Source organism: Amycolatopsis sp. NPDC031561 (assembly GCF_055580625.1).
This window is the reverse complement of record NZ_JBVILA010000009.1, coordinates 139,279-154,564: the sequence shown is the minus strand read 5'-3', so window position 1 is coordinate 154,564 and position 15,286 is coordinate 139,279. Positions and strand designations below refer to the sequence as shown.

The 15,286-nt window shown below is 68.7% G+C and carries 16 protein-coding genes; 9 read left to right on the top strand and 7 right to left on the bottom strand.

What is annotated here, in order from left to right; translation table 11 throughout:
* Positions 1-99: 99 nt before the first annotated feature.
* The 3 genes from ACZ5IK_RS20455 (at position 100) to ACZ5IK_RS20445 (ending at position 2,437) form a co-directional block, all read left to right on the top strand.
* A complete protein-coding gene (locus tag ACZ5IK_RS20455; RefSeq protein ID WP_034313407.1) occupies positions 100-753 on the top strand; it encodes a ferritin-like fold-containing protein in 654 nt (217 codons plus the stop codon).
* A 58-nt stretch (positions 754-811) separates the two neighbouring features.
* A complete protein-coding gene (locus tag ACZ5IK_RS20450; protein WP_005167610.1) occupies positions 812-1,042 on the top strand; it encodes a DUF3107 domain-containing protein in 231 nt (76 codons plus the stop codon).
* Between the two features lie 114 nt (positions 1,043-1,156).
* Positions 1,157-2,437, top strand: a complete 1,281-nt coding sequence (locus tag ACZ5IK_RS20445) for a heparan-alpha-glucosaminide N-acetyltransferase domain-containing protein (RefSeq protein WP_465489084.1) — start codon at positions 1,157-1,159, stop codon at positions 2,435-2,437.
* Between the two features lie 64 nt (positions 2,438-2,501).
* Here the strand turns inward: ACZ5IK_RS20445 and ACZ5IK_RS20440 are convergent, their stop codons facing one another.
* Complete coding sequence (locus ACZ5IK_RS20440) at positions 2,502-2,828, bottom strand: DUF4873 domain-containing protein (protein WP_005167612.1); 327 nt, start codon at positions 2,826-2,828, stop codon at positions 2,502-2,504.
* Positions 2,825-3,604 carry a TetR/AcrR family transcriptional regulator gene (locus tag ACZ5IK_RS20435; protein ID WP_101612515.1) on the bottom strand — a complete coding sequence of 260 codons (780 nt, stop codon included), beginning with the start codon at positions 3,602-3,604 and terminating at the stop codon, positions 2,825-2,827. Before ACZ5IK_RS20435 ends, ACZ5IK_RS20440 begins: the two co-directional genes overlap by 4 nt.
* A 50-nt stretch (positions 3,605-3,654) precedes the next feature.
* On the opposite strand from ACZ5IK_RS20435, the gene ACZ5IK_RS20430 reads away from it, so the two are divergent.
* Positions 3,655-4,563, top strand: a complete 909-nt coding sequence (locus tag ACZ5IK_RS20430) for an AurF N-oxygenase family protein (RefSeq protein ID WP_465489083.1) — start codon at positions 3,655-3,657, stop codon at positions 4,561-4,563.
* Positions 4,560-5,483 (top strand): alpha/beta fold hydrolase, encoded by a 924-nt coding sequence (locus ACZ5IK_RS20425; RefSeq protein WP_465489082.1) that lies wholly within the window; start codon positions 4,560-4,562, stop codon positions 5,481-5,483. Before ACZ5IK_RS20430 ends, ACZ5IK_RS20425 begins: the two co-directional genes overlap by 4 nt.
* A 64-nt stretch (positions 5,484-5,547) precedes the next feature.
* Here the strand turns inward: ACZ5IK_RS20425 and ACZ5IK_RS20420 are convergent, their stop codons facing one another.
* Positions 5,548-6,084, bottom strand: a complete 537-nt coding sequence (locus ACZ5IK_RS20420) for a carboxymuconolactone decarboxylase family protein (protein WP_465489081.1) — start codon at positions 6,082-6,084, stop codon at positions 5,548-5,550.
* A gap of 288 nt (positions 6,085-6,372) precedes the next feature.
* A complete protein-coding gene (locus tag ACZ5IK_RS20415) occupies positions 6,373-6,996 on the bottom strand; it encodes a TetR/AcrR family transcriptional regulator (protein ID WP_101612519.1) in 624 nt (207 codons plus the stop codon).
* A gap of 243 nt (positions 6,997-7,239) precedes the next feature.
* Between ACZ5IK_RS20415 and ACZ5IK_RS20410 the strand changes: the two genes are divergently transcribed.
* The 4 genes from ACZ5IK_RS20410 to ACZ5IK_RS20395 all read left to right on the top strand — a co-directional run bounded on the left by ACZ5IK_RS20410 (position 7,240) and on the right by ACZ5IK_RS20395 (position 11,590).
* The gene (locus ACZ5IK_RS20410) at positions 7,240-8,097 is read left to right on the top strand and encodes an alpha/beta fold hydrolase (RefSeq protein ID WP_465489080.1); all 858 of its coding nucleotides are present in this window, start codon (positions 7,240-7,242) and stop codon (positions 8,095-8,097) included.
* 81 nt (positions 8,098-8,178) lie between these two features.
* The gene (locus ACZ5IK_RS20405) at positions 8,179-9,348 is read left to right on the top strand and encodes a DUF3152 domain-containing protein (protein WP_465489079.1); all 1,170 of its coding nucleotides are present in this window, start codon (positions 8,179-8,181) and stop codon (positions 9,346-9,348) included.
* Between the two features lie 118 nt (positions 9,349-9,466).
* Complete coding sequence (gene moeZ / locus ACZ5IK_RS20400) at positions 9,467-10,645, top strand: adenylyltransferase/sulfurtransferase MoeZ (protein ID WP_465489078.1); 1,179 nt, start codon at positions 9,467-9,469, stop codon at positions 10,643-10,645.
* Between the two features lie 147 nt (positions 10,646-10,792).
* Positions 10,793-11,590 (top strand): TIGR02569 family protein, encoded by a 798-nt coding sequence (locus ACZ5IK_RS20395; protein ID WP_410605411.1) that lies wholly within the window; start codon positions 10,793-10,795, stop codon positions 11,588-11,590.
* A gap of 44 nt (positions 11,591-11,634) precedes the next feature.
* Here the strand turns inward: ACZ5IK_RS20395 and ACZ5IK_RS20390 are convergent, their stop codons facing one another.
* The 3 genes from ACZ5IK_RS20390 to ACZ5IK_RS20380 are packed head-to-tail and all read right to left on the bottom strand — an operon-like array spanning position 11,635 to position 15,095.
* Positions 11,635-13,875 (bottom strand): FtsX-like permease family protein, encoded by a 2,241-nt coding sequence (locus ACZ5IK_RS20390; protein ID WP_465489077.1) that lies wholly within the window; start codon positions 13,873-13,875, stop codon positions 11,635-11,637.
* Entirely contained in the window at positions 13,872-14,552 is a 681-nt protein-coding gene (locus ACZ5IK_RS20385; RefSeq protein ID WP_465489076.1) for an ABC transporter ATP-binding protein, read from the bottom strand. The genes ACZ5IK_RS20390 and ACZ5IK_RS20385 overlap by 4 nt, the downstream gene beginning before the upstream one ends.
* An 18-nt stretch (positions 14,553-14,570) precedes the next feature.
* Positions 14,571-15,095, bottom strand: coding sequence for a PadR family transcriptional regulator (locus tag ACZ5IK_RS20380; RefSeq protein ID WP_465489075.1), 525 nt, complete (start codon positions 15,093-15,095; stop codon positions 14,571-14,573).
* Positions 15,096-15,286: the final 191 nt, after the last annotated feature.

The following is a 15,286-nucleotide window of genomic DNA, read 5'->3' as shown; positions in this document are numbered from 1 at the left end:
GACGGGTCTCTTTCCGGCCCGGGGTCCTGGCCGCGCCGACCAGGGTGGGATCGGTCTCTTCCCGACGTCAGGGGTGTGTTCGGGGATACCCTCATCGCCGTGACGGAGGCAAAGCAGATCAGTGAAGGCGTAGTCGATTTGCTCGGCGTACTCGCCTATGGGGAATTGTCCGCATTCGATCGTATGGCGGAGGACGCGCGCACCGCGCCGACGCTGTCGGGCCGGGCCGCGCTGGCGTCCATGGCCGCCGCCGAGATCGGGCACTACGACCTGCTCACCAAGCATCTCGCGGGGCACGGCGTCGCGATCGAGGACGCGATGCGGCCGTTCGTGGGGCACATCGACGCGTGGCACGCCTCCACGGCGCCGCGCTCCTGGCTCGAGTCCCTGGTGAAGGCCTACGTCGGCGACGGCCTCGCGGCGGATCTCTACCGCGAGATGGCCAGCTGGCTCGACCCCGAGACCAAGGATCTGGTGCTCACCGTGCTCGCCGACACGGGGCATTCCGCGTTCGCCGAGCGCGAAGTCGCGGCCGGGATCGAGGCCGACCCGAAGGCGCGCGACAAGCTCGCGCTGTGGGGCCGCCGCCTGCTGGGCGAGGCGTTGACGCAGGCCCAGTACGTGGTCGCCGAGCGGGACGGGCTCGCCGAGCTGATCGTCGAGGGGTCGGGCGACCTCTCGGGAATCGCCGCGCTGTTCCGCCGGTTGCAGCAGGGGCACACCAAGCGCATGCAGGTACTGGGGCTCGGCTGACGCCGGGTCGGCTAGCCTGGTCGGACAAGTAATTTCGAACTTCAAGCGGAGGTCCCACGTGGAGGTCAAGATCGGCATCAAGGACACGCCGCGAGAGCTCGTGGTGTCCAGCAGCCAGTCACCCGACGAGGTCGAGGAACTGGTCGCGAACGCCTTGAGGGCCGGCGACGGGATCTTCCGCCTCGACGACGAAAAGGGCCGCAAGTACATCGTGCCCACCGACCGGATCGCCTACGTCGAGATCGCGCCGTCGGATGTTCGCAAGGTCGGCTTCGCTGTTGGTGGTTAACCCGATCGGGTTGTAGTCGGATGTCACAGTGGCGTCACCGCTGCGTCTCAGCCAGCTCTCAGATTTGATCGTCACGCTATGGCGGGGACGGCAGGGGGCTAGCCGAGAAATGAGGTGGACGGCGTCACTGTGATGGACCGCTCGCTGGTCGACAGCGTGCGCACTGTTCCCGAACTGGGCAAGCGGGTCGCGGGGCGGCTGACCGGTATCGACGTCGCCCGCGGTCTGGCCGTACTCGGCATGTACGCGGTGCATGTCGGCCCCGATCCCGCCAAAGGCGGCGTCGGGGTGCTGTTCAAACCGTTCGAAGGCCACTCCGCGGCGCTGTTCGCGGTGCTGGCCGGAGTCTCGATCGCGCTGATGTCCGGCGGACGCCGCCCGAAACTGGGCCGCGACCGGACGCGCGTCGCGCTCAAGCTGGCGACCCGCGCACCGCTTCTGGTGGCGCTGGGGCTGTGGCTGACCAGCCTCGAGACCGGCTACATGGTGATCCTGGCCTACTACGGGGCCTGTTTCCTGTTCGCGATCCCATGGCTGCGCGCGAGCGCGAAGGCACTGGCGATCGCCGCCGTCGCCGTCGCCGTGGCCGGACCGCTGCTCTCGCATCTGATCAGGGCTCAGCTGCTTCCCCGCGACCTGCTGTTCTTCGCGCCGGACCTGACCGCGGACGACGTCACGTCGACGGGGCTGCTGAAGGCCGCGACCGTTCTCGTCCTCACCGGGACGTTCCCCGCGTTGACGCTGATGGCGTACGTGTTCGCCGGGATGTCCCTCGGGCGGATGGACCTGACCTCGCGCAGCGTGTGCCGACGGCTGTTCTTCGGCGGCTCGGCGCTCGCGGTGGGCGGGTATGTCGTTTCCTGGATCGCGACCGGACCGCTCGGTGGCATGCAGGCCGTCTACCGCTCACTGGAACCGGCCGCCGCGCAGGCGGGCATGACGCCGTCGGAGTTCTTCCGGCTCCACCAGACCTGGATCCACGGCACGCCGCCGACCACCAGCTGGGCCTGGGAGCTGCTGCCGACCGGGACTTCGTACACGCCGTTCGACCTGCTGATCTCGATCGGGATCGCGGCGGCGGTGATCGGTGGCTGTCAGCTGCTGATGCCGAAGTTCGAGCGGGTGCTGCGGCCGCTTTCGGATCTGGGCGGGCGGGTGCTGAGCGCGTACGTGCTGCATTTCGTGGCGATCGCGCTGCTGTGGGACGAGAGCGACGGCGATTCGATCTTCAGCGTGCTGCACTTCGTCGAGTTCTCGGTGGTCGCGCTGACCGCCGCGGTGCTGTGGCGGAAGTTCATCGGGCGCGGGCCGCTGGAATGGGCGATGAACAAGCTGTCGAGCTGGCCGAAGTACCTGTTCGCCGCGGCTCGGGTGCCCGCTCAGCGGCGGGGCTGACTTTCCGCGTGAAGGCCCCCTTCCCTCGGCTCAGCCGAGGGAAGGGGGCCTTCACGTACTTGAGTCAGGCGTTGAGCTCGTTCAGCTCTTCCAGCGAGGTCGGCACGTGGAACGGCGGCGTGCTGGTGCCCATGATGCGGTAGCGGTCCCACGGGTCCGGGTCGGAGAGTTCGCCCTTCGCGCTGTACTCGCCCGCGCGGATCTCGACGGCGGTCTTCTTGCCGCCGGCGGCCGCGGACACCTGTTCGTTGGTGGCCACGCGGCCGTACCAGCGGTAGTACCCGTCGATGGGCTGGAAATAGCCCCGCAGGTCGACCGTGGCCGCGATCTCGGTCCCGTCGATCACGAGGACCGCTTCGCCGGCGTAGCCGTCTTCGTCGTGCTCGCTCATTGCCCCTCCACCTGCTTTTCCTGGGTCTTCCGCATCTGGACGACCTTGTTCTCTTCGAGCGGCAGATTCGGGTCGATGACGATGCCCTGCTGCCGGGAGAGGCCGTCGATCGCGGCCCAGATGATCTGCGTCAGGTATTCGACGACGCTGTCGCGACCCATCGAGCGCCGGTCCAGCCACCATTCGCCGGTGCTCTGCACCATGCCGACGATGCCGTGCGCCCACGGTTCGGCGGCGCCGGAGTCCATGTTGAACATCCGCATGTAGTCGCCGAGCAGCGCGGTGAGCGCGGTGGCGATCAGTTCCTTGTCCTCGGCGACGACGTCGGACTTGACGAGCACCTTCTCCTGCAGGCCGCCGCGTGCGAGCAAGCGGTAGAGGTTGGGGTGCTCCTCGATGACGCTGAAGAACGCGTCGAGCGCCATCCGGATCCGGGGGACCGGGGCCAGTTCGGAGTTGATGGCCGGGATCAGCCGCTGGAAGAGGATCTCCGTGCCGCGCTGCCCGAGCGCGACGTACAGATCGGCCTTGTCGTCGAAGTGCCTGTACAGCACGGGTTTCGTGACGCCCGCTTCGGCGGCGACGTCTTCCATGCCGAGATCCGGGCCGTGTGTGTCGAGTGCGCGGAGGGCGGCCTCGACGAACTCCGCGCGGCGCGCGATCCGGTGCTTGCGCCAGCGGTCGCGGCGGGCGTCGCCCGTGTCGGCCTCACCCGCCGTGGGGTGCTTGCTCGACTGCTTGCTGTTGCGCTTGACACGTTCGATCACCCAAGTCATGCTACCAGAGGTAACTGTTACCGCGAGTTACAGATAGGGGTGTGTCGGCAATGACGCGGGCGCTGAAGGAAACAGACCGGGAGAAGACAGCCGAGCGGCTGCTCAAGTCCTCCGCAAACAAGTTCTACGACCCCGACGTCGACATCGACTGGAACGCTCCTCTCGTGAAGGGGAAGCGCTTCATCCCGGCCCACCGTTCCTCGCTCTACGGCACCAAGCTGTGGGACTCGCTGTCCGAAGAGCAGCGCATCGAACTCGGCAAGCACGAGGTCGCGAGTGTCGCCACGACCGGGCTGTGGTTCGAAATCCTCCTGATGCAGATGCTGCTCAAGGAGGTCTACGACGAAGATCCGACCAGTTCGCACGCGCAGTACGCGCTGACCGAGATCGCGGACGAATGCCGTCACTCCATGATGTTCGCGCGGATGGCGTCGCGGATCGGCTGCCCGTCCTACGGACCGGTGCCGTGGCTTCGGCGGCTGGCGAAACTGATGCCGTCGATCAGCTACGGCCCCGCGCGCTACGGCGCGATCCTCGTCGCCGAAGAGGTCCTCGACCGGCTTCAGCGTGAGCAGATGAACGACCCGGACATCCAGCCGTTGGTGCGCATGGTCAACCGCATCCACGTGCTCGAAGAAGCCCGGCACGTCACCTTCGCCCGCGAAGAAGTCACTCGCGGCATGGCGAAGCTGACGAAGAAGGAAATCGTCTACCAGCAGTTCATCATCGCGCTCATTTCGTACTTCGTGACGCGGGCCTTCATCAACCCGCGCGTCTACAAGGCAGTCGGCATCCGGCCGCGCGAAGGCGTGGAAGCCGCGATGAACAACCCGCATTGGCAAGACAGCGTGCGGTGGGCGGGCGAGAAGATCATGCCGTTCCTGCAGGAATCCGGTCTGGTCGGCAAACCCGGCATGTACTTCTGGCGCAAGTCGTTCCTGCTGCCGGGGAAGCGATGAGGGGCGTCAAGCAGCGCGGTGCCGTCTCCTGGGATCCGTCCCGGGAGCACCGGTTCGTGACCGGTGACGGCACCGCACTGCACGTCGAGACGAGCGGTCCCGCCGACTCCGAACTCACGTTGATCCTCGTGCACGGCTGGACCCAGGATCACCGGACCTGGGACAGTGTGGTGGCCAGGCTCGGCGACTCCGTCCGGATCCTGCGCTACGACCTGCGCGGGCACGGTGGTTCCGCGCCGGCGAAGCCGGGTACGGCGACGATCCCGACGTTGGCGAACGACCTGGCCGAGCTGATCGAAGATCGCGTGCCGAACGGTCCGATCGTGCTGGCCGGACACTCCATGGGCGGCATGACGATCATGGAACTTTCCCGCAGTCATCCCGAACTCGTGGCCCGGCGCGTCGCCGGGGTCGCGTTCGTCGCCACGTCGTCCGGTGAGATGGACCGGATCACCCTCGGCTTGCCGGGGATCGCGGGCAGCGGCGCGGCGAGGTTCGAACGGCGGCTCGCGAAGCTGCTCGCGAAGAACCGCCGGGACGCCTTGCCGTTGCCGCTGTCGGTGGTGCGCCCGGGCGCGCGCCTGCTCGTCTTCGGGCGGCGGCCGCAGCGGGCGGATCTGGACTCGGTCGCCGAGCAGTTGTTGTGCGCGCATCCGGCGAGCGTCGCGGGATTCCAGGACGCGATCTCACGGCACGACTGCCGCGTCACGCTCGCTGCGCTCCAAGGGAAACCGGTGATCGTGCTGTCGGGGGAGCGGGACCGGCTGTGCCCGACGACGCACGCCAAGGTCATCGCCGACGCGCTGCCGGACGCCGAATTCGTGCGGTACCCCGGCGCGGGGCACATGCTTCCGCAGGAACGCGCGCAAGAGGTCTCGGCCCGCATCGCGGCTCTGGTCCGCAGCTCCGCGAGGGTCTAGAGAGCGGGGGACCTTTGCTGTCGCTCTCGGTGGGGCAAGCGATAGCAAAGGTCCCTTGCTCTCTTCAGAGGCGCGTGTAGCCGTCCTCCAGCAGGCGGATGCCCGTGGCCTTGTAGGCGTCCTGGTCGTCCGGGGCGAGGGTCGCCAGCCCGTCGACGTAGCGGTTGAACATGCAGAACGCGGCCGCGATCAGCACCGTGTCATGGATTTCGACGTCCGTCGCGCCCTCGGCGCGAGCGGCCGCGATCAGGTCTTCGCTCACGGACTTCCCGCCTTCGCGGACAGCCAGCGCGACATGCAGGAGCGCCTTCACCTTCGCCGACACGGGTGCACCGTCGACGTCCTGCCACGCCGCCTCGACGACCGGCATGCCGCCTTCGAGCGCTTCGGCGGCGACGGCAGCGTGACTTCGGGAGCAGAACGTGCAGTCGTTGCCGCGTGAGACGACCGCGCCGATCAGCTCGCGTTCACCCACGCTGAGGCTGCTCGGGCCGCGAAGCAGGACCTCGGCGAGTTGTCCGAGCGGCGCCGCCGTCTCCGGTCGGTAGGCGAACAGGGCGGAGATACCGGGCAGGTTCTCGTCGAGCGCGATGTGGGGCATGGGCTACTCCTCGCGGATCGGCAACGCGGTCGCTCGATTCATAGCCGAAACCAGGCCCCTCACGATGCCGCTGGACGGACCAACGTGAGAGCAAAGGTCCCTTGCTCCCCGTCCGGGCGCGCCCGCGGACGCCGTCGTCTACGCGGAGGATCCGCGCGAAGACCTGGCACGGCTGGAACATCCCGTGGCGGTCGTTCTGCGGGGGCGTCCGGTGAGCCTTGGCCAATTCGTCCTCTGGATGCGGTCCTTGCACGCGCAAGGACCGCATCCAGAGGACTGAACGCGGAGTCAGTGCTGCAGCGGGAAACCACCGCCGATGCCTCGCCAGGCGAGGTTGGCGGTGAGCGCGACGGCCTCTTCCTTGCTCATCGACTTGTGGTGCGCCAGCCAGAACCGCGCGCTGACCTGCGAGAGACCCACGAGGCCGACGGCGAGCAGCCGCGCTTTGTCCTCGTCGAGGCCCGCGTCGGCGGTGATGGTCTCGGTGATCGCGTCGACGCTGGCCGACGTCGCGCGATCCACCGCCTCCTGCACGGCGGGCTCGCCGCGCAGATCGGACTCGAAGACCATGCGGAACGCGCCGGCGTCGTTGTTCACGAAGTCGAAGAACGCGCCGACCGTCGCCGGGACGCGCTGCTTGTTGTCCGTCGTGGAATCGAGCGCTTCCTTGACCCGCCGCACCAACTCGTCGACGTGGCTCTCCAGCAGTGCGATGTAGAGGTCAAGCTTGCCGGGGAAGTGCTGATAGAGAACCGGTTTGCTGACCCCGGCCTCTTCGGCGATCTCGTCCATCGCCGCGGCGTGGTATCCGTTCGCGGCGAACACCCGCTGCGCGGCGGCCAGCAGCTGGGCCCGGCGTTCCGTTCTCGGCAGGCGGACGCCTCGGGCCTGCAGTCGCGCCATTTCGGTCATCGTTCCTCCAGTCGAGCGGGGCTCCGCAGGGCGGGGTCACCGCCGCGTGAAGTGAACTCGAGATTACTCGCCGGTACGGCCGGACCGCCAAGGGTCGGGCATCCTGGTGCTGTGTCGTCTTCAGTTTCCCGTGCCGCCCGGGACCGCCCGCCGCTGACCCACGTGCCGCTCTCGCGCAGGTCATTGCCGTCGCTGGATCCCGCACCGCCGCCTTGGCCCGGGGAAACAATAAGTGTCGGCGGGGTGAAATTGCACATCCGCCGGACTCCGGGTGGCCCCGAGACGGCGGTCTACGTCCACGGACTCGGCGGATCGTCCACGAACTGGACCGACCTCGCCGCGCTCCTGGCGCCTCAAGCTGGCGGCACCTCGGTCGATTTGCCGGGTTTCGGCTATTCGGAGCCGCCGGACGGGTTCAGCTTCAGTCTCGACGCGCACGCCGAGATCGTCGCGAGCCACATCGAGAGCCTCGAAACCGGGCCGGTGCACCTGCTCGGCAACTCGATGGGCGGCGCGGTCGCGCTGCTCGTCGCGGCCCGCCGTCCGGAGCTGGTGAAGACGCTGACGCTGATCTCGCCCGCGATGCCGGATCTCCGGCCCAGTATGAAGCGGCTTTCCGACCCGCGGATGGCGTTCGCGTATCTGCCGCTGATCGGTCCGCGGGTACGTCGTCAGCTGGCCGCGCTCGGCCCGCGCGAACGCGCCATGCAGGTCATCAAGCTGTGCTTCGCCGATCCGGGCCGCTTCGCCGAGAGTCGGCTGAACGAGCTCGAAGAGGAGCACACTGCCCGCGCCGGTTTCGCCTGGGCCACCCCCGCGCTGGCCCGCAGCACGTTCGGCATCTTCCGGACGTGGTCGGCACGCGGACCCGCGTCGCTGTGGGCCGTCGCGCCGACGGTCGCCACGCCGACACTCGTCGTCTGGGGGCAGCACGACCGGGTGATCTCCGTCCGGCGCGCCGAGCGCACCGCTCGGCTACTTCCGCACGCCCGGTTGCTCGTTCTCCCCCGAACCGGCCATGTGGCGCAGATGGAACGCCCGAATGTCGTAGCAAAGGCCGTTTTGGGGATGTGGGAATCGGTCGAATCGGGCACCTGGTAGCCCATTCGGGTGGGCAGGACACGCCGCACCATGCGCCGGTCGCTCACAACATCACAGTTCGGTTATGGCACCCTGGTGCCCGTGGACCGGGTGAAGCAAGACGCGCAGGGCGAAGGTCGGCGGTCTCAGTACTCCGCATCCGCCCGCCGTTCGGCGCGCCCCCAGCCCAGGACCTCGGACTCTCCGCGCACCGGGCAGTACCGGCCGTCGCCGCCGCCGTCGGAGCGGCTCGACGAAGACCGCTACCGCCCGGGCGGCCGCCGGACGAGCGCCCAGCCGCTCAGCGCGTCCTGGAAGCCGCACGAGCCCGGCGCCAAGGGTGGTGCCGCCAAGCGCAAGCAGAAGGGCGGCATCGGGCACTTCGCCAAGACCTACGGCTGGCGGGTGTACGCGCTGCCGATCCTCGTGGTGATCACCGCGCTGGTCGTGTTCAACACCGCCACCGGCCCCGCCGAGCCGGTCGCCACCGACGGGGCGAGCCTCACTTCGGCCGACGGCTCCGCCGGCAACGGCGGCGAGCCGGGCGCGGGTGTCGACGGAGGCGGCGACGTCCTCCCGGAGAACCCGGCCAAACCGGTCGATCTCAAGATCCCGACCGCGGACCTGCCCAAGGGCGGCGACTTCACCCAGTCCGGCAAGGGCACCTATCACGTGGTGCCGGGCAAGGGCGAGAAGGTGGGCACGGGGCAGCTGTTCACCTACACGATCGAGGTCGAGGACGGCATCGATGCGGCCAGCTATCAGGGCGACGACAGCTTCGCCGCGATGGTGGAGGGCACCCTGTCCAATCCCAAGAGCTGGACGTGGGACGGCAAGAAGGCGCTCCAGCGCGTGGACGCGAGTTTCCCGAACCCCAGCTTCCGGGTGAGCCTCACCACACCGGAAACGACGCATCGCGCGGACGTCTGCATGTTCCAGATCACCTACGAGACGTCGTGCTACCGCTCGAGCTTCGACAAGCGTGTGGTGATCAACCTCGCCCGCTGGGTGCGGGGGGCGATGGCCTTCGAGAGCGACATGACCGGATATCGCCAGTACGCCATCAATCACGAGGTCGGGCACGCCCTGGGCGGGAAACACGTGGGCTGCCAGGTCAACGGCGGGATCGCGCCGGTGATGATGCAGCAGACCTTCGGCGTCTCCAACGACTTCGTGGCGCAGCTGAACAATCTCCCCGGCGGTGACCGCGGGAGGGTGCCCGCGAACGGCTTCGTCTGCAAGCCGGGCTCCTGGCCGAATCAGACACCTTAGTCTCCGCCGTCTCACCTGCTGGAAATTCCCAGGATATGAAACAGGGGAAGTCGTTTCCGCCTGTCCGTGTTGTAGATACTGGGATGCGACCCGCGATCCACGCGAGATGGAGGACCCGATGTCAGGCACGCTGCCGCCGCTCGTCGAGCCGGCCGCCGAGCTCACCAAGGAAGAGGTGGCCCGGTACAGCCGTCACCTGATCATCCCGGACGTCGGGGTGACCGGGCAGAAGCGGTTGAAGAACGCCAAGGTGCTGGTCATCGGTGCCGGTGGCCTCGGCAGCCCCGCGCTGCTGTACCTGGCCGCGGCCGGGGTCGGCACGCTCGGCATCGTCGACTTCGACGAGGTCGACGAATCGAACCTGCACCGCCAGGTCATCCACGGCCAGTCCGACATCGGCAAGCTCAAGGCCGCGTCGGCGCAGGAGTCGATCGCCGAGATCAACCCCTTCGTAAGGGTGCACCTGCACACCGACAGGCTCGAGTCGTCGAACGCGCTGGAGCTGTTCGAGCAGTACGACCTGATCCTCGACGGCACCGACAACTTCGCCACGCGATACCTGGTCAACGACGCCGCCGTGCTCACCGGCAAGCCCTACGTGTGGGGCTCGATCTACCGGTTCGAGGGCCAGGCGAGCGTGTTCTGGGAGAACGCGCCGAACGGCAAGGGCCTCAACTACCGCGACCTCTACCCCGAACCGCCGCCGCCCGGCATGGTCCCGTCGTGCGCCGAGGGTGGCGTGCTGGGCGTGCTGTGCGCGTCGATCGGCTCGATCATGGTCAACGAGGCGATCAAGCTGATCACCGGCATCGGTGAGCCGCTGCTGGGCAGGCTCGTCAGCTACGACGCGCTCGAGATGAAGTACCGCGAGGTCAAGATCCGCAAGGATCCGGAGACCCCGCAGATCACCGAGCTCATCGACTACGAAGCGTTCTGCGGTGTCGTGTCCGACGAAGCCGCTTCGGCCGCTTCGGGGCACACGATCACTCCGGCGGAGCTCAAGGCCAAGTTCGACAACGGCGACAACTTCGCCCTCATCGACGTCCGCGAGCCGCACGAGTACGAGATCGTGAACATCAAGGGCGCGACGCTGATCCCGAAGGACAAGATCCTCTCGGGCGAGGCGCTGTCGGACCTGCCGCAGGACAAGCCGATCGTGCTGCACTGCAAGTCGGGCGCGCGCTCGGCGGAGGCCCTGGCCGCGCTGCACCAGGCCGGGTTCAAGGACGCGACCCACCTCGGTGGCGGCGTACTGGCCTGGGCGCGGCAGATCGACCAGAGCCTGCCGACCTACTGATCGTTTCCGGCACCTTTCGGATGCGCGTGAAGGCCCCCTTCCCTCGGCTGAACCGAGGGAAGGGGGCCTTCACGCGCGGTGGGAGACGTCGCGTCACCAGCGCGTCTTCTCGTTCGTGGAAGGGTTCACGAGGTAACGTCCCGTGCCGTGCGTGCCACCCTAGAAAGCCCTCCGGAACACGTCTGTTCGGCGTTCGGCGGACGTGACGGTGACGCGGAGCCGATGCCCGGAACCACCGCCTGGCGCTACGCCGATCTCGTGCTGAAGCCGGTCGTGGACAAGTCGCGGACCCTGTGGACGGCCCGGGCGCTGGAAGCCGTGGACGAGCCGGGGTTGCGGGTCGCGCGGCCGGTCCGGTCCAGCGACGGCCGGTGGGTGGTCGGTGGCTGGTCGGCGAATCGGTTCGTGTCCGGTACGGCCGAGCACCGGTACGACGAGGTCGTGCACACGGCGGTCAAGCTGCACCGCGCGACGGCGGGGCTGCCGCGGCCGGACTTCCTGGGGCGGCGCACCGACATCGAGGCATTGGCCGACAAGCTCGCGTGGGGCGAGGCGGACATGTCCCTCGACGAGAACAAGGGCGGCCGCTGGTTCGAGGTGCTGGCCGGGTCCCGAAGACCGGTCAACCTGCCGGACCAGGTCGTCCACGGGGAGCTTCTCGCCGGTGTGCTGTTCGACGGCGACGAGGCCCCCGGCATCGTCGATTTCGTGCCGTACTACCGGCCCGGTGAATGGGGCGCCGCGATCGTCGCGGTCGACGCGCTGGCCTGGGGCGGCGCCACCATCGATCTGCTCGAACGCTGGGCACATCTCCCGCAATGGCCCCAGCTTCTCCTGCGGGCCGTCCTCTTCCGCTTGGCGGCCAACGCTCTCGACCCCCGGTCGACGCGAGCGGCGCACGACGGGCTCCGCGCCGCCGCCCGCGACGTCAGCGCCGTCTTGTAGACGGGTGAAGGCCCCTCCTCGAAAGAAGGGGCCTTCACCGGCTTTCACTCGGTGCGCAGGCTCTCCGCCTTCGCCGCCGAGCGCACGGATGGCAGCGTTGACGCCGTCACCAGCAGCACCATCACGATCGCCGCCGCGGCGAGCACCCCGACCGCGGTCCAGTCGATGTACACCGCGTCCCAGAACATCCGCCTGCCCACCGCGGCGATCCCGATCCCGGTCGCCGTCGCGATCACGATCCCCAGCAGCAGCGGGATCCCGTTCTGCCACACCAGGGACCGGACGATCACGCGCACCGGGACCCCGGTGGCGGACAGCGCGCCGAGGGCCCGCCGCCGTTCCCGGACCTGTTCCTGGGCGAGCACGAGCAGGCTCACCCCGGCCAGCAGCAGGATGAACAGCGCGCCGCCGAGCAGGATGTTCCGCGCGTCCCCGAACATCCGGGCCTCGTCGGTGAGCCGTTCCCGGTTGTACGCGACCACCGTGGCCTCCCAGCCGAATGGGGCGACCGAGTTCCGTACCAGCTCGACGAAGTCCGGATTCACCGCCCCGCCACGCAGGCTCATCGTGACCGAGGCGGCGGACAGGTCGGCACCCGCCATCGCCGACGGTGTCACGAACACGCGCACCCCGAGGAGCTGGGTGATCCCCGACGGCTTCCCGCCGAACGGCCGCGGCGTGGCCGGAACGGTCCAGGGCTGTTCCCGTTTGGTGTCGTCGGTCAGCGTCACCGACTGTCCTTTGTGGAGTGATACCGATTCGGTGAACACGTCGCCGTCCCGGCAGCCCGTGACCCCTGTCGACGCTTCGATCGTGGGGCAGTCGGCGACGGCGAGCGAGGAGAGGGCGTCCGCGGGGTTCGCGGTGACGAACATCGAACGCACGGACTGGAAATCGGCCGAACCCGGCACCGCGCGTACCGCGGCCACCGCCTTGTCCGCCACCGGGCCCTCGGCGTAGACCATCGTCCGGCCGTCCGTCGTGTCCTGGTACTTGTCCTGCGACGCGACCTGGCCCGCCATCAGGCTCTGCAACCCGATCGCCCCGGCGAGCACCACGCAGAGGCCCGCGACCACCCGCGACGGCGTCCCGCTGTCGGTCCGCAGGCGGCGGATCGCGAGCTGGAACGACGGTGACCCGCCCTTGATCGGGGACACGACGCGTTCCAGCAGCCACGGCAGCAGTGCCGGGATCCCGAGCATCAGCAGGACCACCCCGGCGATCAGCGCCGCCCGGCCGAGCTCGCTCGCCACGCCGAAATCCGGGAGCACCAAGGCGAGTCCGGCGAGGATCGGCAGCAGCCGCCACCACAACCGCCGCTTCGGCGGCGTGGACTCCCGGACGACGCCGAGCGGTTCGACGATCGTGTGCCGCTGGGCGAACCACGCCGTCACCACGGTCAGCGCGGGGACGAGGAGCACGATCAGCACGACCAGTGGCCACGCCGGTGTGAGGTCCTTCGAGTAGAGCCCGAAGCGGAACACCTGGAAGTTCGTCACCGCGCCGCGCAAGAGCAGGAACAACGCGGCGCCGGCGACGAGCCCGGCCGCGGCGCCCACGAGCGATTCCGCCGCGGTGATCCGGCGCAGCTGACCGACCGACGAGCCCGCCAGCCGCAACGCGGCGAGCCGCCGGTCCCGGGTGGCGCCGCCGAGCCGGGAGATCGTCCCGATGAAGATGAACACCGGCGTGAGCAGGACGAAGAGCCCGATCAGCAGGAGCGCCAGGACTCCCTTTTCGACCATGTCGTCGTAGCCGCGCTCGGCGCCGAAGCCGTAGACCATGGGGCCGGACCGCAACGTGTCCGAGCCGACGTAGGCGACCAGGTCGTTCGGATTGAGCATGGTCTCCGCGGCGATGACCCCGACCGGGTTGCCGGGGAGCCGCGGCCGCAGCAGGCCGCTGGTGTCGGCCGCGACGAGTTCGTCCAGCTTCGGCGAAAGGAAGACCTCGCCCGGCGCGGGCAGCCGGTCCACACCCGGCGGGATCGGCGAGTTCGGCCCGGTGGGCCGCAGGTGGACGAGCGAGATCGCCTGACCGCGGAAGTCGGTCGTCGCCGGGAGGTAGGCCAGCGGGGCGACGCCCGGGATCGGTTCACTTCGCACGTACGAGGCGAACGCCCGCTGGTCCCGGTTCTCCGTGACGGTGCCCGCGGAGGCGCCGGTCAGCAGGATCGCCACCGCGAGCCCGATGCCGACGGCGCTCAGGACGAGCCTGACGATCGAGCCCCGGCCACCCCCGACGGCCAGCCGGAACCCCAGCAACAGGTCTTCGCGTCCGGTCACCGGGTCACCACCGGTTCACGTGTCCGGCCGTCTCGCACGATGACCTCCCGGTCGGAGTAGGCGGCCACCCGCGGTTCGTGGGTGACCAGGACGACGGCGGCGTCGGTCTGCTTCGCCGTCTCGGAAAGCAGGCGCATGACGAGCTCGCCGCTGAGCGTGTCCAGTGCGCCCGTGGGCTCGTCGGCGAAGATCACCGACGGTTCGGTGATCAGCGCCCTGGCCATGGCGACCCGCTGGCTCTGCCCGCCCGACACCTGGCCGGGGGTGCTGTCGTCCGAGTCGCCGACTTCCAGCCTGTCGAGCCAGTCCCGCGCGATCTTCTCGGCGGGACGGCGTTTCATCCCGCCGAGCCGCAACGGCAACGCGACGTTTTCCAGGCAGGTCAGTTCCGGCACGAGCTGCCCGAACTGGAAGACGAAACCGAATTCGGTGCGCCGCAAGGCACTGCGTTCGGCGTCGGGCATGTTCGCGAGCTCGCGGCCGCGGAACAGCACCTCGCCGCGGTCGGGGCGCAGGATGCCGGACAGGCAGTGCAGCAGGGTCGACTTCCCCGAGCCGGACGGGCCCATGATCGCGACGATCTCCCCGGCTTCGAGCGTCAGCCCGGCCCCGGTGAGCGCCTGATCGGGGCCGAAAGCCTTGTGCAGGCCCAGCCCTTGTAACAACGGTGTTTCCACTTTGTGGTCCCCAGGGTTTCAGCGGGCCAGTTGGCGCGCGAGATCGTCGAGGCGGGCCGCGGTGAGCTCCAGCCACCGCAGATCCGCCTCCAGGTGGAACAGCGCGTGATCGCAGATGAGCTGGTCGGCGAGGTCGCCGCCGGTTTTGCGGGTGGTGAGCTCACGCATGGCGCGGAGGTGGGAGCCACGCTGGGCGTCGAGCAGATCCTGGGCGCCCCGGCCGGAGAGGATCGCGAGCACGACCTTGGTGTAGAGCGTGTTCTGCAGGTAGACCGAGGGGTTTTCCGGACTTTTCAGCCATTCTTCGACGTTGGTGACGCCGGCGTCGGTGATCGCGTACCGCTTCCGGTCCGGACCGCCGCCCGCCTCGACGCCGTTCTCCTCGACGAGACCGTTCTTCAGGAGCCGGTTCAACGTCGAGTAGACCTGCCCGTAGTGCAGCGGGCGGTCCTGCCGGAACTGCTTGTCGTAGAGCTGTTTGAGGTCGTAACCGTGCTTGGGGCCGGCTTCGAGCAGGCCGAGCAGGGTGTTCCCGATGGACATGCGGGCGACTATACACAGTGTGTATACGCACCGTCTATACACCGGGTGCATAGCTGCTGAAGGGGCCTTTCGCCGCATGTCACGCGGTGAAGGGAGCTTTCGTCGCGTCGCATGCGGGAAAGGCCCCTTCAGCCCCTCGCGCCACCTCACCGTGTGACGTCCGCCGGGGGTGGGCAATGTCAAACGCCTGA